This window comes from Bacillus sp. RHFS10, assembly GCF_016757475.1.
Taxonomy (GTDB): Bacteria; Bacillota; Bacilli; order Bacillales; family Bacillaceae; genus Bacillus; species Bacillus subtilis_G.
Genome location: NZ_JAESPO010000004.1, coordinates 180,329 through 205,666 on the forward strand (window position 1 = coordinate 180,329; position 25,338 = coordinate 205,666).

Below are 25,338 nucleotides of genomic sequence, written 5' to 3' on the forward strand. Positions count from 1 at the left end.
CTCCCTATGTATGAAAAGATAGAATATGGAAAAATTAAGAATAAATCTGATTGGAGGTATAATGGCTTGGCTAATCAATATTTTGCAAAGGAAGCACCTGAAACATACTGGAAAACATCAACTGACCTGCCTTCTTTTCCGGCGCTTCAAGAGGATACTGAGTGTGATGTCACCATAATCGGCGGCGGGATTACGGGAATTACAACGGCATATGAACTCGCGAAGAGAGGCTTCCGTGTCGTTTTGATTGAAGCAAATCAGGTGCTCAATGGCACCACTGCCCATACAACTGCTAAAATTACCGCCCAGCATGACATGATTTACGATGAATTTATCCGCAATTTCGGATTGAACCACGCAAGGCTTTATTATGAAGCCAATCAAAACGCAATAGATTACATAAAAGGAATTGTGGATGAACATCAAATTGATTGCGAATGGAGCGAACAAGATGCATATCTTTACACAGCAAATGAAGACGCTGTAAAAAAAATCCGAACTGAGCACGAGGCATACACAAAGCTTGGCATTGAAAGAGACCTTATAAAGGAGCTTTCGATTCCCTTAGGTTCTAAGCTGGCGCTTGTCATGAAAAATCAAGCCCAATTTCATCCGCTTCAATACTTAAAAGCGCTTCTGGAGCAGATTGTTCAAAAAGGCGGACGGATTTATGAAGAGACCGTTGCGCTTGATGTCAAAAAAGGCGAAAGGCCTGAAGTGGTAACAAAAAGCCGGCACGCCATTAAGAGCCGCTTTATCATATGCTGTTCCCACTTCCCTTTTTATGACGGAGGCGGATTATATTCTGCGAGAATGTACGCTGACAGATCCTATGTCCTCGCCATCAAGCCAAAGATCGACTATCCCGAGGGCATGTATTTGAGTATCGATCAGCCGTCAGTGGCCCTCCGCTATACAAACGTAAACGGAGAAAAACTGATTCTCTTTAGCGGAGAAAGCCATAAAACCGGCCAAGGAAAAGACATGTCGACACATTACGAAACACTGAGACAAATGGCAGAAAGCACCATCGGCATCGAAAGCATCCCATATTATTGGTCCACCCAGGATCTTGTGACAATTGACAAAATTCCCTTCATCGGACCGATGTCGGAACAGGAGGACAATATTCTTGTAGCGACCGGATTCAAAAAATGGGGCATGACGTCATCAGCTGTCGCGGCCACTCTATTGTCAGACCTTGTGGAGAAAAAAGCCAATCCATACGAAAGCATTTTCACGCCGTCCCGTTTCCATCTGAACCCCGGACTGCAGAAAGTGATTTCTTACAATGCCGATGTCGCCAAGCATTTCATTAAAGGAAAGCTTGAAAAGCCTGACGTCCAGTTTGAAGAGATCGCGCCGGGTGAAGGAAAAGCCGTCACCATCAACGGCAGACGTGCGGGGGCATTCAGAGATGAAAAAGGCTGCCTTCATCTCGTCGATACGACTTGCACCCATTTAGGCTGCGAGGTCGACTGGAACGACGGCGAGCATACATGGGATTGTCCGTGCCACGGATCCCGCTTTAAGCCAACCGGCGAAATTGTTGAAGGTCCTGCCATCAAGCCATTAAAACAAATTGACTTTGATTAAACCGTTCATTTTAGTGAACGGTTTTTATAAATATTTTTCATCTGTATCTTCATTCACGTTCCCCTTGACCGATAAAAAAGAAAAAGGCTTAAAAAGCCAAAAGGTAAACATTATATTTTTCCCAAGGGGGATCACAGTATTGTTATTTAAAAAAGATAGAAAACAAGAAACCTATTTTTCTGATTCAAACGGACAGCAAAAAAACCGCATTCAGCTCACAAACAAACATGCGGATGTTAAAAAACAGCTCAAAATGGTCAGATTAGGAGATGCCGAGCTTTCCGCTTTAGAGCAGCTTCAGCCACTAATCCAAGAAAACATCGTTTTCATCGTCGATGCGTTTTATAAAAACCTTGACCATGAAAGCTCATTGATGGATATCATTCATGACCACAGCTCAGTTGACCGCTTAAAACAAACGTTAAAACGGCATATTCAGGAAATGTTTGCAGGCGTTATCAATGATGAATTTATCGAAAAGCGAAACCGAATCGCCTCCATTCATTTAAGAATCGGCCTTCAGCCAAAATGGTATATGGGCGCCTTTCAAGAATTACTCCTGTCAATGATTAACATTTACGAAACGTCTATTACAGACCATAAGGAACTGCTGAAAGCAATTAAAGCGACAACTAAAATCTTGAACTTGGAACAGCAGCTTGTTCTCGAAGCGTTTCAAAGCGAGTACAATCAAACCCGTGATGAACAAGAGGAAAAGAAAAACCTTCTTCACCAGAAAATTCAAGAAACCTCTGGGTCGATTGCAAATCTGTTTTCAGAAACGAGCAGATCTGTTCAAGAGCTTGTGGACAAATCTGAAGGCATTTCTGAAGCATCGAAAGCCGGCACAGTGACATCCGGCACCGTTGAAGAAAAGTCGATCGGCGGAAAAAAAGAGCTTGAAATCCAGCAAAAACAGATGAATAAAATTGACACGAGCCTTGTCAAAATTGAAAAAGAAATGGTCAAGCTAGATGAAATCGCACAGCAAATTGAAAAAATCTTCGGCATTGTCACTGGCATTGCTGAACAAACAAACCTCCTCTCGCTCAATGCTTCTATTGAATCTGCCCGCGCCGGTGAACACGGTAAAGGCTTCGCGGTAGTGGCTAATGAAGTGCGGAAGCTTTCTGAGGACACGAAAAAAACGGTCTCTACCGTGTCTGAGCTTGTGAACAATACGAATACACAAATCGAAATCGTCTCAAAGCATATCAAAGACGTGAATGGGCTAGTCGGCGATAGTAAAGAAAAAATGACGCAAATTAACCGCCTATTCGATGAAATCGTCCACAGCATGAAAGTCAGCAAAGAGCAATCAGGCAAAATCGACGTCGATTTGCAGGCCTTTCTCGGAGGGCTTCAGGAAGTCAGCCGCGCCGTTTCTCACGTGGCCGCATCTGTTGATTCGCTTGTTATCCTGACAGAAGAATAAACATCAAAAACCGGTCTGCCAAGCAGCCGGTTTTTTCACGCTTATATTGTTAACTAAAATTAAAAATTAGTTGACATAATAATGACCTGCATTTATTGTATAACCATATTTTATTACTGTTTGGAGGATTTCACATGCTGAGATTAATAGACATGATGCATATTGCCATTTTTACCGCACTGATGGCAGTGCTTGGCTTTATGCCTCCTCTCTTCTTATCATTTACACCCGTTCCGATTACATTACAAACGCTTGGTGTGATGCTGGCAGGCAGCATCCTCAAGCCTAAGTCTGCTTTCTTAAGCCAGCTTGTCTTTTTGCTGCTCGTTGCCTTCGGAGCGCCTCTTTTGCCCGGCGGCCGAGGCGGGTTTGGCGTTTTTTTCGGGCCGAGCGCAGGCTTTTTGATCGCTTATCCCTTCGCTTCGTGGCTGATCAGTTTAGCCGTTTCCAGACTGCGAAAAGTGACTGTATTGCGTCTCTTTTTCACACATATTGTATTCGGAATCATCTTTATTTATCTGCTCGGTATACCAGTACAAGCTTTTATCATGCATATTGATTTGTCACAGGCCGCCTTCATGAGCCTTGCGTATGTGCCTGGTGATTTGATAAAAGCAGCTGTATCTGCGTTTCTGGCGATAAAAATCACCCAAGCCTTGTCTCTTTCTGATACGATGTTTACGAAAGGAGGCTGATTCCATGACAATTACTCATACCTATTCATCTATTGCCGAAAGATCACCAGGCCGTGTGGCGATCCAAACTGAATCGGAGCAAATCACATACAGGGACTGGGCTCAACTAGTCTCTCAAACCGCAAATTGGCTGCGGTCGCAGCCGAACATGCCAAACCGTGTGGCGATCCTGCTCCCGAACAGCCTGGCGTTTTTACAGCTGTTTGCCGGAGCTGCAGCGGCGGGGTGCACGGCAGTTCCTATCGACACACGCTGGAGCGCGGCTGAATGCAAGGAGCGGCTGTCCATAAGTGATGCGGATCTTGTGGTGACTTCAGCCTTTTTCGAAAACAAACTGATAGATAACAAGACACCTGTTGTTTTGCTGGATAACTGTATGGCAGATATTTCGGAGGCATCCGCTGATCCCGTGCCTATCATTGATCAAGAGCACCCTTTTTATATGGGATTTACGTCTGGCTCGACAGGAAAACCGAAGGCCTTCACACGATCTCACCGCTCATGGATGGAGAGCTTTACGTGTACGGAAACTGATTTTTCTATTTCATCAGATGATAAGGTTCTGATTCCCGGGACGTTAATGTCCTCTCACTTCCTATATGGGGCTGTCAGCACCTTGTTTCTCGGGGGAACCGTTTGCTTGCTGAAAAAATTCTCCCCTACTCAAGCGAAGGAATGGCTGAACGGTAAATCTGTCAGCGTTCTCTATACCGTACCGACGATGACAGACGCCCTTTCCCGAATTGAGGCGTTTCCCAACAGTCCTGTCAAAATCATTTCATCAGGTGCAGACTGGCCGACAGAATCTAAGAATAAGCTGGCCGCAAAATGGCCTCATCTCAAGCTATACGATTTTTACGGCACATCAGAGCTTAGCTTTGTGACATATTCCTCACCGGAAGACAGCAAACGGAAGCCGCATTCAGCTGGCCGCCCTTTTCACAACGTCCAGATTGAAATCCGCAGCGCTGCGGGAGAACGCTGTCAGCCCCGAGAAATCGGAAAAATATTTGTCAAAAGCCCGATGCGGTTTTCCGGCTATGTCAACGGCAGCGCACTAGATGAATCCGGCTGGATGACAGTGGATGATATGGGCTGTGTCGATGAGGATGGCTTTCTATACATATCAGGAAGAGAAAACGGGATGATTGTGTACGGAGGGTTAAATATTTTCCCAGAAGAAGTTGAACGTGTGCTTCTCTCCTGTCCAGAGGTTGAAAACGCGGCTGTCGTTGGAATCCCGGACGAGTATTGGGGAGAAATCGCTGTAGCTGTCATTCACGGAAACACTGATGCCAGAAAGCTGAAAGCCTTGTGCAAACAGAAACTGGCATCCTACAAAATTCCGAAAAAATGGGTGTTTACAAACTGCTTGCCGGAAACGAGCAGCGGAAAAATCGCCCGTTCCAGCGTGAGGAAATGGCTAGAAGAGGGTGCAGTGTAACTTGAATGCGGTTATTGTTGATGCAAAACGAACAATCTTTGGAAAACAAAACGGGCTGCTGAATCACTTTCTCCCGGAGGATTTGGCGGCTCCAATCATCAGCTGTCTCAGCCGAAAGCTAAAGGATCAAATCAACGAGGTGATTCTCGGAAACGCAACCGGCAGAGGCGGCAATCTCGCCAGACTGTCAGCTCTGCAAGCCGGACTGCCTTTATCGGTTCCCGGGATGACGATTGACAGACAGTGCGGCTCCGGCCTTGAAGCTGTACGCTATGCCTGCAGTCTCATTCAAGCGGGTGCCGGCACGATGTATATCGCGGGCGGCTCAGAAAGCAGCAGCCAATCACCTTTTTCAGAACGGGCCCGCTTTTCTCCAGATACAATTGGTGATCCCGACATGGGCATCGCAGCGGAATATACGGCAGCACGCTATTCCATTAGCAGAAAAAAGCAGGATGAATATGCGCTTCTTAGCCAACAACGCAGCAGAAACGCACATGATGGTGGATTTTACCGTCAAGAAATTGTTCCTCTCGGCGAATTAGAGATGGACGAAGCATTTCTGAAAAAGCGGCCGATAGAAGCGATTATTTCCCGTGCAAAACCGGTTTTCGACACCAGCTCCGGAACGGTTACAGCAGCCAACAGCAGCGGCATATCAGACGGAGCGGCCGCTCTCCTTGTAATGGAAGAAGAAAAAGCGGCAGCCCTAGGGCTTAAGCCTGTGCTCCGGTTTATCGGCAGCGCCGTCAGCGGGATTCACCCAAACTATCCGCCCGCTGCACCGGTTGATGCGATCCGTAATCTCTTAATCACACACAATTTAACACCTGATGATATCGATTTATATGAAATCAATGAAGCCTTTGCCGTCAAAATTTGTGTCTGCTCTCAAGAACTCGGCATCCCCTTTTCAAAAATCAATGTTCGCGGCGGCGCGTTAGCCCTCGGCCATCCGTACGGCGCATCAGGTGCAGCTCTGGTAACCAGATTGTTTTATGAAGCGCAAAGACGGACAGACTGTCAATATGCCGTTGCGGCCATCGGAAGCGGCGGCGGAATCGGTCTTGCTTTATTATTTGAAATTATGGCATAGGCTTTTTCATAGGATGCGTGCTATTGATTTAGTATAATAGCGATATGACCAAAGTCAGGAAGGGGATTTTATGACAGCCGTTTGCTTAGTAAGACATGGAGAAACCGATTGGAACCTGCAGCAAAAATGCCAAGGCAAAACCGATATTCCGCTGAACGCGACAGGTGAACGCCAAGCAAGAGAAACCGGAGAATATGTAAAGGATTTTTCTTGGGATGTCATTGTGACGAGCCCGCTGAAAAGAGCGAAAAGAACCGCGGAAATCATTAATGAATATCTGCATCTTCCGATTGTGGAAATGGATGACTTTAAAGAACGCGATTACGGCGATGCGGAGGGCATGCTGCTGGAAGAACGGACAAAGCGCTATCCGGATAAAATCTATCCGAATATGGAAACGTTAGAAGTACTCACTGACAGGCTGATGGGCGGTTTGGTCAAAGTAAATCACGCGTATCCAAACCAGAAGGTGCTGATCGTCGCTCACGGTGCAGCGATTCACGCACTGCTGACGGAAATTTCCGGCGGTGACCCAGAGCTGCAAAGCACGCGCCTCGTCAACGCCTGCCTCAGCAACATTGAATTTGCAGAAGAGAAATGGCGGATTAAAGACTATAACATCAACAGCCACTTATCCGGCTTTATCAAATAAGAAAAGACAGGCGTTTGCCTGTCTTTTCCTTTTATTTCTTCACAGTCGGCATCTCTCGCTGAAGCTCATCCAAAATGGCATCCGCTCCGTCCACACTGCGGCGCAGAGACCATACCGCACGGTCCACGTGGTACACATGGCCGTTTTTCACTGCCTTCAGCTTCTTCCAAAGCACATTCTTTTCGATCGGGCGTTTGCCGTCCGCGTCAATGTCATCTGTTTTTCCTGTCATCAGGATGATGACATCCGGATCTGTTTTCAGCAGCTGCTCAAGTGTCATTTTCATGTTCACTGAGTCGCCGCCATTGCCTGATTCACTGTTATCTGACGTGCTGATCGCATATTGATAGCCGACCTGTGTTAAAAGTCTGGATGTAAAGAAATTTTCATCTCTGGCCATAATTGTATCATTTGTATTTCCAATTAACAGCACGGATTCGCTGTTAGCACTGATTTTTCGTTTTGTCTCATTGAGCTTTTCCTCATGCGCCGTCAGCTTTTTCTCCATTTCCTTCTCCTTGCCGACCGCTTTTGCAATCGTAAGTGAAGCGTCAATTGTATCCTGATAATCCGCGTTTAAATTATCAAGCGCAATCGTCGGTGCGATTTTTTTGAGCTGATCGTATACCTTTTTATGCCGGGTCGTATCGGCAATAATTAAATCCGGTTTTAATGAAGCGATTTTTTCCACGCTTGGCTGTGAGCGGGTGCCGACAGATGTGTAGCCGTCAATTTTCTTCAGCACATCCTTGTTAATCAGCTGCTTAGCTTTATTGTCATCGGCCACCCCTACAGGTGTAATGCCGAGATCAAGCAGCGTGTCGATAAAACCAAGTTCAAGCACAACAACCCGCTTCGGATGCTCAGGCACATTTGTCTTCCCTAAATCGTGTGTTACCGCTACTTTATTTTCTTTGCTGTTTTGATTGCCGCTTGAAGACGAGCAGGCCGCTGTTAAAACAGAAAGAAGCAAAACTGTAAGAATCATCAGTGCTTTTTTCATATGTCCAAGTCTCTCCTGTATGTAGTTTCTAAGGGTAAGATATCCAAGAGATAGTATAACACGGAATGAGAATCATTATCACTAACTTTTTTTGAAATGAGAAGAGAAAGTTCAGCTTACAGGAAAAACTTGTTTTTCATTGTAATGAAGCAGGACGATAATGGCAAATGAAAAATTATTTTCAGGGCGCAGCAGTACAAACCCATGTACATAAAAAAGCTTGCAGAAAAACATAGCTTTTCTCTGCAAGCTGATCCTGTTAAAGCTTCACAATGACTCTTCCTTGAATGCGATTTTGCAAAATATCTTTTAGCGCAGCCGGCGCTTCCGCCAACGATACTTCCCTATCCACGATGGCCAGCAGCTGATCTGGTTTAAGATCAGAAGACATGCGCTCCCACACAGTGGCTCTGACATCCATCGGACAGTACACTGAATCGATTCCGAGCAGGCTGACCCCGCGAAGAATGAACGGATACACCGTTGCAGGCACTTCTCCCCCGCCGGTTAAACCGCTTACCGCGACAGATCCGCCATATTGGATTTTGCTTAGAACCGAGGCAAGCTGTTTTCCGCCGACAGGATCAACCGCTCCCTGCCATTGCTGCTTGGACAGCGCCTTAAGCGTTCCGTCATAGACATCTTCCCTGCTGATCACTTCGCTTGCACCAAGCTGCTTCAAATAATCAGCGGCCTCCGGGTTTCCGGTGCTTGCCGCCACATCATAGCCCCGCTTGTTCAGCATCGATACTGCAATTCCGCCGACACCGCCGGTTGCTCCAGTGACAAGCACGCTCCCTTTTTCCGGAGACAGGCCGTTCTGTTCAAGCCGGTGCACCGATAACGCCGCGGTAAATCCCGCCGTTCCGTACACCATCGCTTCTTTTAACGAAAGATTCTGCGGCAAAGGCACCAGCCAGTCACCAGGCACTGAAGCATATTCACTTAATCCGCCATCGCGGGAGACACCGAGCTCATAGCTTGTCGCAATGACCTCATCCCCCTCGGCAAAACGCGGGTCATTGGAAGAGACGACCGTACCCGCGGCGTCAATGCCCAAAATAAGCGGATACTCTCTGACGATATTGCCGCCCGTTTTTCCAGCCAGACCATCTTTATAATTGATGCCGGAATAAGCCATTTTAATCAGGACACCATCTTTCGGCAAATCCTCTGTTGACATGGTTTTCACATGGACTGAAACATCATCGGCATTTTCCTCTGCCAGCAATGCTTGAAATAACGTTGACATTCGGTACACTCCTTTTCGTTTTTATTGTAACCGAAGAATGTTCCAAAAACCAAATCATCAAGCTTCAATTTCACTTCGCCGGCACATTGAGACGATAATGGACAAATGCAGTATCCTCTTCATAGCCGTTTTGCTCATATAAGCTTCTTGCCGTCAGGTTGTGGTGTTCAGTCTGAAGCGATAAACGACTTGCCCCGTTTTCCGCAGCATAATCCTTTGCGGCAGACAGCAGCTGCCCGCCAGCTCCCTTTGTTCGCGCATGAGGAGCGACGAATAAGTCATTTAATATGTAGATTCTTTTCATTGACACAGAAGAAAACGTTGGATAGAGCTGGGTAAAACCTATGAATTCTCCATTTTCTTCAGCTATCAAAATAATAGACTCGTGATTTTCCAGACGCGCTTTCAAAAAAGCCTCTGCCCCTTTCAGATCGGACGCCTGCTTATAAAATTCCCGATACTGGTTAAATAACGGCGTGATGGCTGCTGCATCTGATGTCTTTGCTTGGCGAATGTTCATCTCATTTCTTCCTCCCTCTCTATAATCGCTTTTTTTAACTTTAATAGAATTTTCTGCAAAGTTCATTTTTCAGAATACTTTTATCATCATACATAGAAAAAATATCACGATAATATCCATTGACCTCACGGAAACACATGCAGGTCATTTGAAGGATTTTTTTCGACAGGAATTTGCTAGGGCTCAGGAGCATTTAACCTGAAAAAGCTTGGCATTTCAACATAATGAACATTTGCTCATGTCTAATTTCATTCTTTTCTGTATGAAATTAGTTGCTTCGAGACTCTACAGAAATTGCGAGAGATGATATACCTAAATAGAGATAAAATCATCGCAAAAAAATAGGTCTACTAAAATATGATTCCATCTATTACAATAAATTAACAGAATAGTCTTTTAAGTAAGTCTAGTCTGAATTTTAAAAAAGGGAGAGTGTAAAGAGTGAGAAACAAAAATTTGTGGATCAGCTTGTTGTTTGCGTTAACGTTAATCTTTACGATGGCGTTCAGCAACATGTCTGCGCAGGCCGCCGGAAAAAGCAGTACAGAAAAGAAGTACATTGTAGGATTTAAACAGACAATGAGTGCCATGAGCTCCGCCAAGAAAAAGGATGTTATTTCTGAGAAAGGCGGAAAAGTTCAAAAGCAGTTTAAGTATGTTAACGCAGCCGCAGCAACATTGGATGCAAAAACAGTAAAAGAATTGAAACAAGATCCGAGCGTTGCATATGTGGAAGAAGATCATATTGCACATGAATATGCGCAATCTGTCCCTTACGGCATTTCTCAAATTAAAGCGCCGGCTCTTCACTCTCAAGGCTACACAGGGTCTAACGTAAAAGTAGCTGTTATCGACAGCGGAATTGACTCTTCTCATCCTGACTTAAACGTGAGAGGCGGAGCAAGCTTCGTACCTTCTGAAACAAACCCATACCAAGACGGCAGTTCTCACGGCACGCATGTAGCCGGTACGATTGCCGCTCTTAATAACTCCATCGGTGTTCTGGGCGTAGCGCCGAACGCATCGTTATATGCAGTAAAAGTTCTTGATTCAACAGGAAGCGGCCAATACAGCTGGATAATTAACGGCATTGAGTGGGCCATTTCCAACAATATGGACGTGATCAACATGAGTCTTGGCGGACCTTCTGGTTCTACAGCGCTGAAAACAGTAGTTGATAAAGCCGTTTCCAGCGGTATTGTCGTTGCTGCTGCAGCCGGAAACGAAGGCACGTCCGGAAGCTCAAGCACGGTCGGCTATCCTGCGAAATATCCTTCTACCATCGCGGTAGGTGCGGTAAACAGCAGCAACCAAAGAGCTTCATTCTCAAGCGTAGGTTCTGAGCTTGATGTGATGGCTCCTGGCGTATCTATCCAAAGCACACTTCCTGGAGGCACTTACGGCGCTTACAACGGAACGTCAATGGCGACTCCTCACGTTGCCGGAGCAGCCGCTTTAATTCTTTCTAAGCACCCGACTTGGACAAACACACAAGTCCGTAATCGTTTAGAGAGCACTACAACATACCTTGGAAGCTCTTTCTATTATGGAAAAGGGTTAATCAATGTACAAGCAGCTGCACAATAATATCAAAAAGAAGCAGGTTCCTCCATACCTGCTTCTTTTTATTTGTCATAATCCTGTTCTGGTTTATTCTCTTCTTTTTCCGCGTGTTGAATCCGCTCCATAATCGAAGGGTGGCTGCCTCTAAAAATTTTTACAAGCACCGGAGGATCAACCTGGCTCAGTCCCGTCACGGCCAAATCCTGAAACGTTTTAACAGCTGCTTCTCTGTTCTCCGTCAGCTCGATCCCATACTGGTCAGCCTGATTCTCCTGATAACGCGAGACAGCATGAGAAAAAGGCGTGACCGCAAAGCTCAAAACAGACACCAAAAGCAGCAACAGCGGCAAGGCTGCAAGGTCATGCCGTCCCTCCAAATGAAACATACTGCGGGTAAAGCGGACCGTCCGCTTATAAAGCTTATCAATGACATAAAATCCAGCGAGCGACACGAGCAAATAGCCAGCCAATCCGATATAGACGTGCTTCATGACATAATGGCCCATTTCGTGGCCCATAATAAAGAGAATTTCTGAATCGTCAAGTTTGTTCAGCGTCGTATCCCACAATACAATCCGTTTGTTGGCTCCGATGCCTGTGACATAGGCATTAAGCGCATTTGTTTTTTCAGACATATTCACTTCATATACATGATCAGCCGGAATCTCGTCTTCTTCTGCCAGCTCTAAAATCTTGCTTTCAAGCTCTTTGTTTTTCAGCGGATAAAAATCATTGTATAAAGGATCGATAATGACAGGCTGAATAAAAAACAGAAACAGCGAAAACGGCACTGTTAACAGCCAAGCGTATAACCACCATTTTTTTTCATGCCGTTTGATCAGCCAATAAAACACAACAACGCAAAGCGTAAAGATCGGAAAGCTGATCCAAAAGTCTATAACCTGATCCTTAGCCCAGCTGGCCGCTGTCTGTGTGGAAATGTTGTAATCAAGCGATACTTGATAGCCTATCCAATCTAAAGGCAGCGTCACCAACGTTGTGATCAGCGAAAGCACAAACACAAAACCAATGATCTGCAAAAACCGAAAAGGCACGGCCGCTTCCATCCATTTCTTTATTTTCTTTGAAACGCCGCTGACCAGCAATACAAAGAACAGAAACCAATCAAGAGGAATCCCGATAAAAAATAAAAAATTCTTTACATTTGAATACTGCTCCGCCACTGCCAATTCAGACGGCTTCATAAAAGAAGCCGGGTCAGCCTGCGTCCCTTTCACAGCCTCCGGTACTGCGGAATCACCGGACAGAAAAAAATACCAATAAAAAAACAGCCCGTACAGCACGTAAGCAAGCCCTGCCGCCGCAATCCACTTGCGCATAACGCCTCACTCCTCACATCAACCCGTTACTTCTATTGTAATCATAAATTCAAATTTTTAGAACCAAGCTATGCGCCGTACTTTTCCGCCCTTTTAAGCATGGAAAGCCCGATCACTGGGAAAACTAACAATGTTTGGAGTGATGCAAATGAAAAAATTAGTGGCAGCCATCGTGGTTATCGGTCTTGTGTTTCTTGCATTTTTCTATCTTTACAGCCGGTCAGGTGATGTGTATCAATCGGTAGATGCGGATTTGATCACGCTGTCTTCAAGCGGCGGGGAAGATATCGAGATCGAAAGAAGGCAGAATGTCAAAGATATGCTGGACATTATGAATCAGGGAAAACAGCTGAAGACAGACAAAACATCAACCCCTGATTACGAAGGGACAATCAAGTTTCATAAAGACCGGTACGACTCATTCAGACTATGGATTGACGGCAGCCAGCAAGCCGTTTATTTGAAGGACGGCACGTACTACAAATTAAATAAAAGCGACACAAAGGCGCTGCTGAACATTGTGAAAAAAGAAGCAAAGGATTGAAAATGAAAAAGCGAAGCTTCGCCGCTTCGCTTTTTCATATTATTGAGGCAAAATATCTCTCAGCGCCCGCCTGAGCATTTTCCCCGTCGCGTTTTTCGGAATGTCGTCAAGAAACGTTATGGCGGCAGGCCGTTTGTATTTTGCCAGATGTTTTTCACAGTGCTGCATGATGTCTGCTTCTGTTACGCCAGAGTGTTTCGGTACAACATACCCTTTTACCGCTTCCCCGCTTTGGGCGTCCGGCACGCCGATGATAACCGCCTCCTTGACATCCGGGTGGCGGTACAGCACTTCCTCCACCTCACGAGGATACACGTTGTATCCTCCTACAATGATCATGTCTTTTTTACGGTCAACAATGTAAAAATAGCCGTCCTCATCCCGTCTCGCTAAGTCCCCCGTATAAAGCCACCCGTCTTTTAACGCATGCTTTGTTTCCATCGGCATTTTATAATAGCCCTTCATCACATTGGGGCCTTTTACGATCAATTCGCCGACCTGATGATCGGGCAGCTCGCGTCCGAGGGGATCTACGATCTTGTTTTCGACATGTAAAATACTTGTCCCGATGGAGCCCGGTTTTCTGCCTCTGTCAAACGGGTTAAAGCATGTAACAGGTGAGGCTTCCGAGAGCCCGTAGCCTTCCAAAATGGTAACGCCGAATTTTTCTTCAAACGCCGTCAGCAGCGCGACTGGCATGGCTGCGCCTCCCGAAATGCACAGCCGGACGGAAGAAAAATCATCTTTCTTGCTGTTCTCATGCTGAAACAAGTAATTATACATCGTAGGAACACCTGCAAAAATGGTCGCCTGCTGCTGCTTAACGAGCTTAAAAACAGATGCCGGACTGAATTGAGGTTCAATTAAGACAGTTGCGCCGCTCATCAGCGGAGCATTCATGCAGACCGTTAAACAAAACACGTGAAACATAGGAAGAGCGCAGACGACATTGTCCTTCTCATCCATTCCCAAATAGCCGGCGACATCGTTGGCATTGCTGTACAGATTTTGATGGGTCAGCATCGCGCCTTTCGGTTTTCCGGTCGTTCCTGACGTATATAAAATAACCGCGTTATCATCAGGAACAAGCTTTGGGCTTTGTTTAGCGGCAGATGTCGGGCGCGCTATTTTTGCAAACGTTGTCATTTTCATTCTGACCTCTGGGTCTGAAGCTTCGGGCTCGGCATCTCCCGTCTTACATAAAATGACGAGCTCAACCTTCGGCAGTGATTCATGCATGCTTTCATAAAGCGGCAAAAGCTGATCAACACCCACGATCGCTTTTACATCGCCATTTGTCAGCATATAACCGATTTCTGTCGGCGTATACATCGGATTGATAGGCACGGCCACGACCCCAGCCTTTAACGCACCAAAAAATGCGATGATAAAATCCGGCGAATTGCCAAGCAGCAAAGCAAGATGGTCCCCTTTCTCCATACCGGCTTCCTGAAGGCCGTCCGCAAACCGCTGAATTCTTTCATTCAGCTCCTGATACGTCATCATGTGATCCTTAAACCTGCATGCGATGCTGTCGGGCTTCTCAGATGCTGTCTCTTCCAATTTCGAAACGAGATTCATTCTCCCACCCCTTATAGTGAATGAACAGTCATTCATTATTGAAGATAAGCTTTCTCTTTCATTATAGAGAAACACAAAAAAACACTCAAGAGCAAAAAGCCCCGAGTGTCATTCCTGTTATAGCTTCTTTAATGCTTCGGCAATCGGTGTATCTCCTTCTGTCAGATCAAAAGCCCGATTTTCCGTATTGGTTTCATCTAAAGAAGCAATGACCGTTTTCGCCACGTCATCACGGGAAATGAATCCCCGTTCCAGATCAGCGGCTGCTGAAACACTTCCCATTCCAGGCTCATTGCGAAGGCCTGCCGGACGGATAATTGTATAGGTTAAACCGCTGGATTCGAGAATTTTATCAGCGTAATGCTTGGCCACATAATAAGGTTTAAGTGATTCATTCCAGTTTTCACGGTTGTGGGCTTGCAGGGTGCTGACCATAATGAACCGTTTGATGCCCGCGATATCCGCAGCTTCAATGGCTTTTGCCGCTCCGTCCAGATCAACCAGCAGCGTTTTATCATAGCCAGTGCTGCCGCCGGAACCCGCTGTGAAAATGATCGCGTCGCAGCCTTTTGCCGCGGCGGCGATTTCATCCGGGCTGCCTTCCAGATTCGCAAGCACAGCTTCTGCACCGGCAGCTTCGAGAGACGCTTTCTGTTCTTCTTTTCTGACCATCGCTCTGACGGAATGGCTAGGGTTATCTTGGAATAGGGAAACGAGTCTTTGTCCGATTTGTCCGTTCGCTCCGATTAACAACACTTTCATGTGAATCCCTCCTGCCTCCATTATTTCAAAAACACAATCGCTCTTTCAAACAATGTGTTTCGCCTTAATAAATCAGATCAAGGAAATCCTCTTTCGTAATGTTCCCAAAGTAATGCTTGAGATTCACACCTTCCAGCACATCAGCAATGGCGCTGCGTTCATATTGTTTTCCGACCAGCAGGTTCTCAATTTCAGATACATCACCGACACCGAAGAAATCTCCGAAGATTTTGCAGTCCTCAATTTTGCCTTTCTTGACTTCCAAGCGTAAATCAATTGACCCGATCGGATAACGTTTTGAATGATTAAGGTTAAATTTCGGTGAGCGGCCGTAGTTCCAATCCCAATTCTGATAGCGCTCTTTCGAAATTTGATGAATAACCTCCCAATCTTTTTCTGTCAGCTTATACTCCGGCACGTTTTGAATGTCATTTGTGTTGAAAATATGCCGAAGCAAATGGCTGCGGAATTCCTCCGTGGTCATTTTATCATCAAGAAACTCACTGATGTTTGCCACGCGGCTTCTGATTGATTTGATGCCTTTTGATTCAATTTTATCCTTTTTCACCTTTAATGCTGACACAACATGATCAATGGCAGAATCAAACATGAGGGTGCCATGGCTGAAAATGCGTCCTTTAGTCGAAAACTGGGCGTTTCCGGATATTTTCCGGCCACCCGCTACAATGTCGTTCCGGCCGCTCAATTCCGCTTCAACCCCGAGCTGATGTAACGCCTGAATCACCGGCTCAGTGAACTTTTTGAAGTTATGAAAGCTGTCTCCGTCGTCCTTTGTAATAAAGCTGAAGTTCAAATTCCCGAGGTCATGATACACAGCGCCTCCGCCTGATAAACGGCGGACGACGATAATCCCGTTTTCTTCTACATATTTTGTATTGATTTCTTCTATTGTATTTTGGTTTTTGCCAATGATAATAGACGGCTGATTCACATAAAAGAGCAAATACGGCTGTTCAGGATCTAAATGTTTTACACAGTACTCCTCGATAGCAAGGTTGATCCGCGGATCATTGATATTTTGATTGTCGATAAATAACATGGTGCTCCTCCTTTATCCTTCCCACACAAAACCTGATGTTGCAATATTCACTTCGCCGTTAAAAACAGTTTTCGCTTCTTCGCGAAGATTGTTATGAACGCCGAAATGAGGCAAATGCGTCAGCAGCAGCTTTCCCGCTCCCGCTTCTTTTGCAATTCGCCCGGCTTCCAGGCTGTTCATATGGCCTGCGCTTGTCCCGTCTTGATCGGCATAAAAATTGCATTCTGAGATCAATAAATCGGCATTTTCCGAAAACGGAATAAATGAATCCTGATAGCTGGAATCTGCCGTATAAACGACAGTATGGCTGCCATCAGTAATCCGCATGGCATAGCACGTCACCGGGTGAATCGTTTTTAAAAAGGTGATTGTAAACGGACCGGCAGTCAACGGCTGATCCGGCTGATAGGCAATTCCTTTCGTATGTGTTTTATATGTAAGCTTTTGAAACTGTTCTATATCAGCATCATGTCCGTAAATCGGGAGCGTATGCTCTCCTTTGCCGAGAAACGAACCGACCTGCTTGGCAAATTGCAGCGGCCCGATATCTGCGATATGGTCATGGTGATAATGAGACAGAATCACCGCATTCAGCTTTTCCGCCGGTACATATCCAAACAGCTTCGATAATACTGCACTGCCGCAATCGACAAGCAACGAGTAATCACCTGACTGAAACAAATAGCCCGACGTCGCTTCATTTGCGGCCGGAAAACCGCCATAGCATCCGATAACTGTAACTTTCATAATGTCCTCCTATCTTCTCAAGAAAATTGATCCCCCTTCAATATACCCATTTTTCTTAAAAAAAGCATGTTTTAAACATTGTATCAAAACAGTTATTGATTTTTCAAAACTGTTATATTACAATGAAGACACTACAAAGGGGAAAGAGGGATTGGTTATGCTAGAAAAAATGACTGATTTTTTTAGAAACCTGCCTCCGAAAAAGTGTGCAGAATGCGGAAAAAAGATAGATGAACAGCATGAATGTTATATAAATATTTGCAGCGACTGTATAAAAATAAATGATATGTAAAGGGGCGAAAATCTCACACATAAAGTGTGAGATTTTTTTATTCGTTTAACTTCTATATATTTAAATAATAGTCAGGTTAGGTCAAAGCTCACCCGTTTTTAGATAATTCTGGTGATTTATATTGTGTTTTACAATATTATTTATTTTCTAAATATAATTTACTATAGACGAATTCATTTCTTATCTATTATAATTTGATCTAATAGTGAGATTAAATATATGTCAATTCATGATATATGTTGATACTTTGTTTTGGGAGGTAATCTATGAAAAGAATAAAGTTTGGATTAGCCACACAAATATTCGTTGGACTTATTCTAGGTGTTATTGTTGGCGTTATTTGGTACGGCAACCCAGCATTGCCTGCTTACCTGCAGCCAATCGGGGATCTCTTTTTACGCTTAATCAAAATGATAGTGATTCCTATTGTTGTCTCCAGCTTAATCATCGGTGTAGCCGGCGCAGGAAATGGAAAGCAAGTCGGTAAATTAGGCTTCAGAACGATTCTGTACTTCGAGATCATTACGACTTTTGCCATCATTCTCGGACTAGCACTTGCAAACATCTTCCATCCGGGTACAGGAGTTAATATACACGAAGCTCAAAAATCAGACATCAGTCAATATGTCGAAACTGAAAAAGAGCAAAGTAATAAAACAGTAGCTGATACGTTCCTACATATTGTGCCGACAAACTTCTTCCAATCCTTAGTCGAAGGAGATCTTCTTGCCATCATCTGCTTTACGGTGCTATTTGCATTGGGTATTTCTGCGATCGGTGAAAGAGGCAAGCCTGTATTAGCCTTTTTTGAAGGTGTGTCCCATGCCATGTTCCACGTTGTAAACCTCGTGATGAAAGTGGCTCCATTCGGTGTTTTCGCGCTTATCGGAGTGACTGTGTCTAAATTTGGACTCGGTTCTCTTCTTTCTCTCGGAAAGCTCGTCGGATTGGTGTATGTCGCACTTGCTTTCTTCTTGATTGTCGTGTTTGGAATTGTCGCAAAAATTGCCGGCATCAACATCTTCAAATTCCTTGCTTACATGAAGGACGAAATCTTACTGGCGTTCAGTACGTCCAGCTCTGAAACAGTTCTTCCTCGCATCATGGAAAAAATGGAGAAAATCGGTTGCCCGAAAGGCATTGTTTCATTTGTCATTCCAATCGGATATACGTTTAACTTAGACGGTTCCGTTCTCTATCAATCTATTGCCGCGCTGTTTTTGGCACAGGTATACGGTATTGATTTGACGATTTGGCACCAAATTACGCTTGTGCTCGTCCTAATGGTCACATCTAAAGGGATGGCTGCCGTGCCTGGTACTTCTTTTGTCGTCTTGCTTGCGACACTTGGCACTATCGGCGTTCCGGCTGAAGGACTTGCCTTTATTGCCGGCGTAGACCGCATCATGGACATGGCACGTACAGTTGTCAACCTGACTGGTAACGCGCTTGCTGCCGTTGTGATGTCTAAATGGGAAGGCATGTTTAATCCTGCGAAAGCAGAAACTGTCATGTCCCAAGCCAAAGCAGACCAAAACGCAACCATTTCCGGTTAATGAAAAGCCTGCGGGGTTCTTGCCCCGCAGGCTTTTTTTAGTCATGAACAAGCTCAAACAGCTCTGTCATCAAAACTGTATCCTCATTCAGCTCTAATTCACCGTTTTTGATCAGTTCCGCCCATGCCATCCGATGGTCTTCCTGAAATTTCTCAATTCGATCTCCATTGCCCTCTCCTTTGACTAACCTCATATCAGGTGCTCCAAAGGTCGTTTCAAACACATCTGTCACTTTTATATTGCATCTCGGATTGTCATGCTTATCATAAACGGTAACAAGCTGTCCCGCCGTTTGATACACTTCACTCAATTCATCTTTTGAATATAAAGATTTCGGGGCGCACGTGGCTGTTTTTTCTCCGGCGAGGATTTGCTGAATCAGCTGTTCCCCTAAGCCGTCATCTCCCTCCCAGCCGAATGTGCTTTTCATCTCATAAATGTTCATTCGCCTTTCTCCTCTGCCATCGGTGACTGTACATAATAATACAGAAGCTTGGCTGTATGTCGAAGAGATGATTGATGAGTGCGTTCAAATGCATGCGAAGCGTCAATTCCCGGCCCGATGAGTCCATGAACAATATCATGCCCGGATTTGATCGCTGCTGACGCATCCGACCCGTAGTATGGATAAATATCAAGCTTATAGTCGATATGATGCTTCTCGGCTAAATGGACTAAATGCTTTCTCAGCTGATAATGATACGGCCCGCTTGCATCCTTCACACAGATGGATACTGTATATTCATCTGTCGCCTGCCCGTCACCGATTGCCCCCATGTCGACCGCCAAATATTCAACTGTTTCAGGAGGAACATTCGAGTTCCCGCCGTATCCGATTTCTTCATTATTCGAAATAAGAAAATGAGTTGTATATGGAAGTTCAATTTCTTCTGTTTGAATTTGATGTATTAAGCGCAGCAATAAGGCGACGCTTGCTTTGTCATCCAAGTGGCGTGATTTAATAAATCCGCTTGATGTGATCTCGACACGGGGATCAAACGACACAAAATCTCCGACGCCAATGCCAAGCTCTTCCGTATCTTTCCGGCAGTGAACAGGTTCATCAAGGCGAATCTCCATATTCTCTTGATTCCGCTCAGCTTTTCCCGCGTCTTTGTATACGTGCACGGACGTTTGATGCATTAAAATGGTTCCTGTATACGTTTTTCCCGATGCGGTTTCAATTTGGCAATATTCCCCTTCAATCGAATTGTAACGGAAGCCGCCGATCAAATCGATTTTCAGCCGGCCGTCAGCTTTAATTTCTTTCACCATAGCGCCGAGCGTATCAACGTGCGCCGTCAGCATGCGATGCCGGGATGTGTCGCGTCCGGGAAGGGTGCCAATTAAGCCGCCCTTATGGTTCCGAACCGTTTGTACCTTCCATTCTTTTAAAAGGCTTTCAATATAATTGATCACCTCATATGTATTTCCTGTCGGGCTTGGGATTGATACAAGTTCTTTAATGAGCTCCATCGTTTTACGTACGGACGACATAGGACATTCCTCCTTTTATTTTTCTATTTAAAATATACTCTTTTCCCGAGGGACCCGTCCAATCTTTTCCTATCAGTCTCTCATATGCTGTAGAGAGCATGGGAATAGGAGGGATATCTATGTGCTGTCGTCATTCACATGAACGGAAACATCATTGTCGTGATTGGTTCGATGATTTTTGGTTCTTTGACGAGTGGTTCGATAAAGATTTCCATTGCAAGAAAAAGAAAGAATGCCATGACCCTTGCGAGAAGAAGAAAAAGAAACACCATTGTTTCTCTTGTAAAAAACACAGACACTGTTGCTGTCATTTCTAAAGACTGAATCAGAAATATTCTGATGACCCATGCTTCATGAATATTTCCATTCACATTTTTCCAAGCGGGCTGTACTGCTGCTTGGACTTTTTATTGAAACAGCCTATTTGCTTTTACAATCCAATAGACTGATACAGCCGCTATGAGAGCAACAACGATTTCAACAACAGCAGCATGTTCTATTATTCTTTTTTGGTATAAAACCGCCGGTACATTAAAGAGCGCATGTAAAAGGATAGAGTACAGCAGAAACTGCGGCCGGCGGCTTTTAATCGCATACAGGACAAGCAGGGACAGCCCGATTTGGACAGCAATGGCACTGATTCTTTCTATTCCGCCCAGCAGCCATTCATACGGAGGCGTATGCAGCAGCTGTTCCTGAATCGGCAGAAGCGCCTGTTTGATGTCGTCATTAATCAAAAGCTGTTCAAATGTTCCGCTATTGATCGCAAATGCGTATACAATAAGTGAGATAGAGGACAAGCCTGTAATCAGTACAGCCTCAAGCCCGCCATGGCCTGCCCCAAAAGCCAGTCCATCCGCCCAAGCATGATGGCGCTTCATAAAAAACCGCATCATGATATACCTTCCGCATTCCTCAAAAATCCCGGCCATCAAGCAGCCGTAAATGCCATACCACAATGGATTCTGCATGGCTTCTTTCGTCATTTCATTTACTTGCAGCACATAAACATGAACGCCGCCCTCCAACAGCTGGGCAAAGACAAAAAACGTGAGAGCGCCAATAAAGAACACCTTAAGCGAGGCGCCATACTTACGCTTAAACCATACAATCAGCCCGATTGGCAATAAAAACGCAATAGCCCCTGATAGCGCCATAAAGACTACCGCTCCTTGACTGACCATTTTTCAGCCTCCTTTTTCTTTTTCATAGATTCTCTATTTCACATTTTCTCTTTTTTTGCGAAAAATCCTCTTTTTTAGTACCAGATACTAATATCTAGTGTTATAATCTGATCACAAGGAGTGATTCATATGTCAAAAGCGAAAATTACAGCTATCGGCACCTATGCGCCGAGCAGACGCTTAACCAATGCTGATTTAGAAAAGATCGTTGATACGTCTGATGAATGGATTGTTCAGCGCACAGGAATGAGAGAACGCCGGATAGCGGATGAACAGCAGTTCACCTCTGATTTATGCATCGAAGCGATAAAGGATCTCAAGAGCCGTTATGGAGGGACACTTGATGATGTCGATATGATTCTTGTTGCCACTACAACATCCGATTATGCCTTTCCGAGTACGGCATGCCGCGTGCAGGAATATTTCGGCTGGGAAAACACAGGCGCTCTGGATATTAATGCGACGTGTGCCGGGCTGACATACGGCCTTCATTTGGCTAATGGATTGATCACATCCGGCCTCCATCAAAAAATTCTCGTCATCGCCGGAGAGACATTGTCAAAAGTAACGGATTATACCGATCGAACAACATGCGTGCTGTTCGGTGACGCTGCGGGGGCGCTGTTAGTTGAACGAGATGAAGAGACGCCTGGATTTCTTGCGTCTGTCCAAGGAACAAACGGGAACAGCGGAGATATATTGTACCGTGCCGGGCTGCGAAATGAACTAAATGGGGTTCCCCTTGCTGATTCCGGTAAAATGGTTCAAAATGGCCGTGAAGTGTATAAATGGGCAGTGAGAACCGTCCCCCGCGAATTTGAACGCCTTTTGCAACAGGCAGGGCTGACAAGCGGCGAGCTCGATTGGTTTGTCCCTCACAGCGCCAACTTGCGCATGATCGAATCGATATGTGAAAAAACACCGTTCCCGATTGAAAAAACGCTCACCAGTGTCGAATATTATGGAAACACGTCTTCTGTTTCGATTGTTTTGGCACTTGATCTCGCAGTCAAAGCCGGGAAGCTGAGAAAAGATCAAACCGTGATGCTGTTTGGGTTTGGCGGCGGATTAACCTATACAGGATTACTTGTTAAATGGGGTATGTAACAAAAAAAGAACTTGTTTCGAAGGAAACAAGTTCTTTTTCATTATGAAGCCGGCTGTTCTTCCGATGTTTCTTCCTTCCGGCTTAGCATCATAAAGTAAGTAATGCTCAGCAATATCATAAAGAGGGCGATGCCAATTAAGACGCCGGCCATCTGCCACATGTAGCCAAAATCGCCGTTTGAAATGACCGCTCTGAATCCGTTAATGCTGTAGGTCATCGGCAATGCGCCGTGGATGACTTGATAGAAATTCGGAAGCAATTCCAGCGGGAATGTTCCTCCGCTCGCTCCCAGCTGCAGCACTAAAATAATCACTGCGATAAACCGTCCCGGATTGCCCATCGTTGTGGCCAAAAATTGAATCATCGCCAGGAAAGCAAGACTCGTAATGATCGTGAACACGTAAAATCTCCACGTGCTCTCAACCTCGAGGCCGATTCCCAGCAGAAGAACCGTTGCCACTATCAGTGATTGAATGATTCCAACGAGCATCATAACGTTGAATTTGCTGAAGAACCACTCAAAACCGTTTCTCGGACGTCCTGACGCTTCCTTCAGCGGGAAGACAACCGTCAGCATGATGCCGCCGACATACAAGCCCATTGACAGGATATAAGGTGTGAGCCCTGTTCCATAGTTAGGAACGGAATGAATGGCGTCATCATTCGTTTTAACAGGATCGGCAAACATGCCGTATGTTTGATCGTCAGCATCGATATCTCCTGTTTGATCTGCCGCGTCCTTCAGCTTACTAGACAGCTCTCCTGTGCCGTCCAATAGCTTGCCTAAACCTGTATCAAGTGATTCAGATCCATCTGCAAGTTTTGATGATCCGCTTTGGACTTGTTTAGACCCGTCTAACAGTTTCAGCAAACCGCCGGATACTTGGCTGCTTCCTGTCACCAATTGCTCTGAGCCTGCTTTTGCTTTTGCGAACTGCTTATTATATTCACCGATACCGGCTGTCAATTTATTTTGGCCATCTGTCAGCTGCTGTGAAGCATTGTATATCTTCTCAGATCCAGCAGTTAATTTGTCAATCGCATCTTGAGTGGCTTTTGCGCCGTTATAAAGCTTAGAGGTAGCTTCCGGTAATGCCTTCACCTGTGCAACCTCTGCTTTCACATCTTCCAATGAGCTTTTTATCGTTGCAATGTCAGGCAGCTGATCAGCAGCAGGAAGCTGGCTTAACATTTGATCAAAATCAGGCGCATCAACTTGCGGAAGCTTCTTTTCAACAGAATTGATCAGCTGGCTTTTTTGCTCCGCAGTTAAGAAGTCACTCGAATTGATGAGATTTTTAAATGCCTGATCACGGTTTTTCAAGCTGTTTTCAAAGTCAGTCAACTGTTTTTTTAATTCCTTCATCGCTGTTTCTGACTTTTCCAGGTTGTTGACAGCTGTTTCAAGCTTCGTTAAATCGAGCGCATTGATGAGCTTTTCCGCTTTTGCTGCTTTCTCAGAACCTTCTTGGGCTTTACTGTTGAGCTGATCCAGTCCGTTTGTGAGATTAGGCAAGCCCTGCTGCACCTTTTGAAGGCCGGCATTCAGTTCATTCAGTTTGCCCGTTATCTTGCCTGATCCTGCGGCAAGCTTCCCTGAGTTTTCATAAATCGTATTGCTGCTGTCCTGGAATTTTCCGAGCGAGCTGTCAAGCGATTGGATGCCGCTTGTTACCTTTGCCGCTCCATCTGCAAGCTGCGCCGTTTTGTCACTGATGGTGGCGGTGCTTTCCTTCAGCTTCTCCAAATTTTCTTTCAGCTGGGCGCTTCCGTTTTTCGCATCCTTTGTGCCGTCATCAATTTTTTTCGCGCCGCTGCTCGCGTCGCTCAAACCCTTGGCGATATCTTTAAAGTTATCAAAAATGACTTTCGTATATTGCTCGGTCACTTCTTTAGAAACAGAGGCTTTCAGTTTATCGATCGCTTTTTCACCGATCGTTGCCCCTACATAGTTGGATCCGGCATTTGTATGGTATTTCAGATCCAGCTTTTTCGGATTTTTGTCCAATACCGTGCTGGCATTCTTAGAAAAATCCTCAGGAATCTCGACAACCAAATAGTATTTTTGATTTAATAAGTCCTTTAACGATTGGTCAAGATCACTGGAAAAATGCCAATCAAAGTTGTTATTATCCTTTAATTCTTTGACCAGATCATCACCGATTTGGAGTTTTTCTCCTTCATAGGTTTCTCCTTTGTCTTGGTTGACGACAACGACAGGGAGCTGGTCAACTGTGCCGTATGGGTCCCAATAAGCCTTTAAGAACACGCCGCTGTAAATAAGCGGGACAAACAAAATGGCAATGATGGGAATTAATAATGTTTTACTCGTTACGATGTCTTTCCACTGACTTCGTATTGTGTTCATCCTGATGCCTCCATTCTAAAACTGACTCATCATGAAAAATGGT

Annotated in this window: 24 protein-coding genes and 1 pseudogene; 12 read left to right on the plus strand and 13 right to left on the minus strand. The window is 45.1% G+C overall.

What is annotated here, in order from left to right; translation table 11 throughout:
- Positions 1 to 66: 66 nt before the first annotated feature.
- From JMN17_RS15345 to phoE, 7 genes and pseudogenes are all read left to right on the plus strand, one after another.
- Positions 67 to 1,596 carry an FAD-dependent oxidoreductase gene (locus tag JMN17_RS15345; protein ID WP_087991279.1) on the plus strand — a complete coding sequence of 510 codons (1,530 nt, stop codon included), beginning with the start codon at positions 67 to 69 and terminating at the stop codon, positions 1,594 to 1,596.
- 13 nt (positions 1,597 to 1,609) lie between these two features.
- Positions 1,610 to 2,275 (plus strand): annotated as a pseudogene (locus JMN17_RS22170) (protoglobin domain-containing protein); the annotation flags it as partial.
- Positions 2,276 to 2,515: 240 nt separating this feature from the next.
- A complete protein-coding gene (locus tag JMN17_RS22175; RefSeq protein WP_437124959.1) occupies positions 2,516 to 3,031 on the plus strand; it encodes a methyl-accepting chemotaxis protein in 516 nt (171 codons plus the stop codon).
- 134 nt (positions 3,032 to 3,165) lie between these two features.
- Positions 3,166 to 3,726: a biotin transporter BioY gene (locus tag JMN17_RS15355; protein WP_087991277.1), complete on the plus strand. Its 561-nt coding sequence runs from the start codon at positions 3,166 to 3,168 to the stop codon at positions 3,724 to 3,726.
- 4 nt (positions 3,727 to 3,730) lie between these two features.
- Positions 3,731 to 5,170, plus strand: a complete 1,440-nt coding sequence (locus JMN17_RS15360; RefSeq protein WP_087991276.1) for an acyl-CoA synthetase — start codon at positions 3,731 to 3,733, stop codon at positions 5,168 to 5,170.
- A gap of 1 nt (position 5,171) precedes the next feature.
- Complete coding sequence (locus JMN17_RS15365) at positions 5,172 to 6,266, plus strand: acetyl-CoA C-acyltransferase (protein WP_087991275.1); 1,095 nt, start codon at positions 5,172 to 5,174, stop codon at positions 6,264 to 6,266.
- Between the two features lie 70 nt (positions 6,267 to 6,336).
- Positions 6,337 to 6,918, plus strand: coding sequence for a phosphatase PhoE (gene phoE, locus JMN17_RS15370; protein WP_087991274.1), 582 nt, complete (start codon positions 6,337 to 6,339; stop codon positions 6,916 to 6,918).
- 31 nt (positions 6,919 to 6,949) lie between these two features.
- Here the strand turns inward: phoE and JMN17_RS15375 are convergent, their stop codons facing one another.
- The 3 genes from JMN17_RS15375 to JMN17_RS15385 form a co-directional block, all read right to left on the minus strand.
- A complete protein-coding gene (locus tag JMN17_RS15375; RefSeq protein ID WP_087991273.1) occupies positions 6,950 to 7,921 on the minus strand; it encodes an ABC transporter substrate-binding protein in 972 nt (323 codons plus the stop codon).
- A 259-nt stretch (positions 7,922 to 8,180) separates the two neighbouring features.
- Positions 8,181 to 9,173, minus strand: a complete 993-nt coding sequence (locus tag JMN17_RS15380) for an NADPH:quinone oxidoreductase family protein (RefSeq protein ID WP_087991272.1) — start codon at positions 9,171 to 9,173, stop codon at positions 8,181 to 8,183.
- 70 nt (positions 9,174 to 9,243) lie between these two features.
- Positions 9,244 to 9,693 carry a GNAT family N-acetyltransferase gene (locus JMN17_RS15385; protein ID WP_202328483.1) on the minus strand — a complete coding sequence of 150 codons (450 nt, stop codon included), beginning with the start codon at positions 9,691 to 9,693 and terminating at the stop codon, positions 9,244 to 9,246.
- A 441-nt stretch (positions 9,694 to 10,134) separates the two neighbouring features.
- Here JMN17_RS15385 and aprE point away from each other — a divergent pair, with 441 nt between their 5' ends.
- On the plus strand, positions 10,135 to 11,280 hold the full coding sequence (aprE, locus tag JMN17_RS15390; protein ID WP_202328484.1) for a subtilisin AprE: 1,146 nt from the start codon (positions 10,135 to 10,137) through the stop codon (positions 11,278 to 11,280).
- A 38-nt stretch (positions 11,281 to 11,318) separates the two neighbouring features.
- On the opposite strand, the gene JMN17_RS15395 is transcribed toward aprE, so the two are convergent.
- Positions 11,319 to 12,596: a M48 family metallopeptidase gene (locus tag JMN17_RS15395; RefSeq protein WP_202328485.1), complete on the minus strand. Its 1,278-nt coding sequence runs from the start codon at positions 12,594 to 12,596 to the stop codon at positions 11,319 to 11,321.
- 148 nt (positions 12,597 to 12,744) lie between these two features.
- On the opposite strand from JMN17_RS15395, the gene JMN17_RS15400 reads away from it, so the two are divergent.
- A complete protein-coding gene (locus tag JMN17_RS15400; protein WP_087991268.1) occupies positions 12,745 to 13,140 on the plus strand; it encodes a hypothetical protein in 396 nt (131 codons plus the stop codon).
- Between the two features lie 39 nt (positions 13,141 to 13,179).
- Here the strand turns inward: JMN17_RS15400 and lcfB are convergent, their stop codons facing one another.
- From lcfB to JMN17_RS15420, 4 genes are all read right to left on the minus strand, one after another.
- Positions 13,180 to 14,721, minus strand: a complete 1,542-nt coding sequence (gene lcfB / locus JMN17_RS15405; protein WP_087991267.1) for a long-chain-fatty-acid--CoA ligase LcfB — start codon at positions 14,719 to 14,721, stop codon at positions 13,180 to 13,182.
- A gap of 117 nt (positions 14,722 to 14,838) precedes the next feature.
- Positions 14,839 to 15,483 (minus strand): SDR family oxidoreductase, encoded by a 645-nt coding sequence (locus JMN17_RS15410; RefSeq protein ID WP_087991266.1) that lies wholly within the window; start codon positions 15,481 to 15,483, stop codon positions 14,839 to 14,841.
- A 64-nt stretch (positions 15,484 to 15,547) separates the two neighbouring features.
- Positions 15,548 to 16,543, minus strand: a complete 996-nt coding sequence (gene lplJ / locus JMN17_RS15415) for a lipoate--protein ligase LplJ (protein ID WP_202328486.1) — start codon at positions 16,541 to 16,543, stop codon at positions 15,548 to 15,550.
- A 12-nt stretch (positions 16,544 to 16,555) separates the two neighbouring features.
- The gene (locus tag JMN17_RS15420) at positions 16,556 to 17,290 is read right to left on the minus strand and encodes an MBL fold metallo-hydrolase (protein WP_202328487.1); all 735 of its coding nucleotides are present in this window, start codon (positions 17,288 to 17,290) and stop codon (positions 16,556 to 16,558) included.
- A gap of 157 nt (positions 17,291 to 17,447) precedes the next feature.
- Between JMN17_RS15420 and yhfH the strand changes: the two genes are divergently transcribed.
- Both yhfH and gltT read left to right on the plus strand, forming a co-directional pair.
- Entirely contained in the window at positions 17,448 to 17,582 is a 135-nt protein-coding gene (yhfH, locus tag JMN17_RS15425; protein ID WP_032732181.1) for a protein YhfH, read from the plus strand.
- A gap of 266 nt (positions 17,583 to 17,848) precedes the next feature.
- Entirely contained in the window at positions 17,849 to 19,138 is a 1,290-nt protein-coding gene (gene gltT, locus JMN17_RS15430; RefSeq protein ID WP_087991263.1) for a glutamate/proton symporter GltT, read from the plus strand.
- Between the two features lie 37 nt (positions 19,139 to 19,175).
- On the opposite strand, the gene JMN17_RS15435 is transcribed toward gltT, so the two are convergent.
- The 4 genes from JMN17_RS15435 to JMN17_RS15450 all read right to left on the minus strand — a co-directional run bounded on the left by JMN17_RS15435 (position 19,176) and on the right by JMN17_RS15450 (position 21,819).
- Positions 19,176 to 19,583, minus strand: a complete 408-nt coding sequence (locus JMN17_RS15435; RefSeq protein ID WP_087991262.1) for an ASCH domain-containing protein — start codon at positions 19,581 to 19,583, stop codon at positions 19,176 to 19,178.
- Positions 19,580 to 20,635, minus strand: coding sequence for a M42 family metallopeptidase (locus JMN17_RS15440; protein ID WP_087991261.1), 1,056 nt, complete (start codon positions 20,633 to 20,635; stop codon positions 19,580 to 19,582). The genes JMN17_RS15435 and JMN17_RS15440 overlap by 4 nt, the downstream gene beginning before the upstream one ends.
- A gap of 134 nt (positions 20,636 to 20,769) precedes the next feature.
- Positions 20,770 to 21,006 (minus strand): hypothetical protein, encoded by a 237-nt coding sequence (locus JMN17_RS15445; RefSeq protein ID WP_176365276.1) that lies wholly within the window; start codon positions 21,004 to 21,006, stop codon positions 20,770 to 20,772.
- A 36-nt stretch (positions 21,007 to 21,042) separates the two neighbouring features.
- The gene (locus JMN17_RS15450) at positions 21,043 to 21,819 is read right to left on the minus strand and encodes a YhfC family intramembrane metalloprotease (RefSeq protein WP_087991259.1); all 777 of its coding nucleotides are present in this window, start codon (positions 21,817 to 21,819) and stop codon (positions 21,043 to 21,045) included.
- A gap of 129 nt (positions 21,820 to 21,948) precedes the next feature.
- On the opposite strand from JMN17_RS15450, the gene fabHB reads away from it, so the two are divergent.
- Positions 21,949 to 22,926 carry a beta-ketoacyl-ACP synthase III FabHB gene (gene fabHB, locus JMN17_RS15455; protein WP_087991258.1) on the plus strand — a complete coding sequence of 326 codons (978 nt, stop codon included), beginning with the start codon at positions 21,949 to 21,951 and terminating at the stop codon, positions 22,924 to 22,926.
- A 41-nt stretch (positions 22,927 to 22,967) separates the two neighbouring features.
- Here fabHB and JMN17_RS15460 read toward each other — a convergent pair whose 3' ends face one another.
- Positions 22,968 to 25,295 (minus strand): YhgE/Pip domain-containing protein, encoded by a 2,328-nt coding sequence (locus JMN17_RS15460; protein ID WP_087991257.1) that lies wholly within the window; start codon positions 25,293 to 25,295, stop codon positions 22,968 to 22,970.
- Between the last annotated feature and the right edge of the window lie 43 nt (positions 25,296 to 25,338).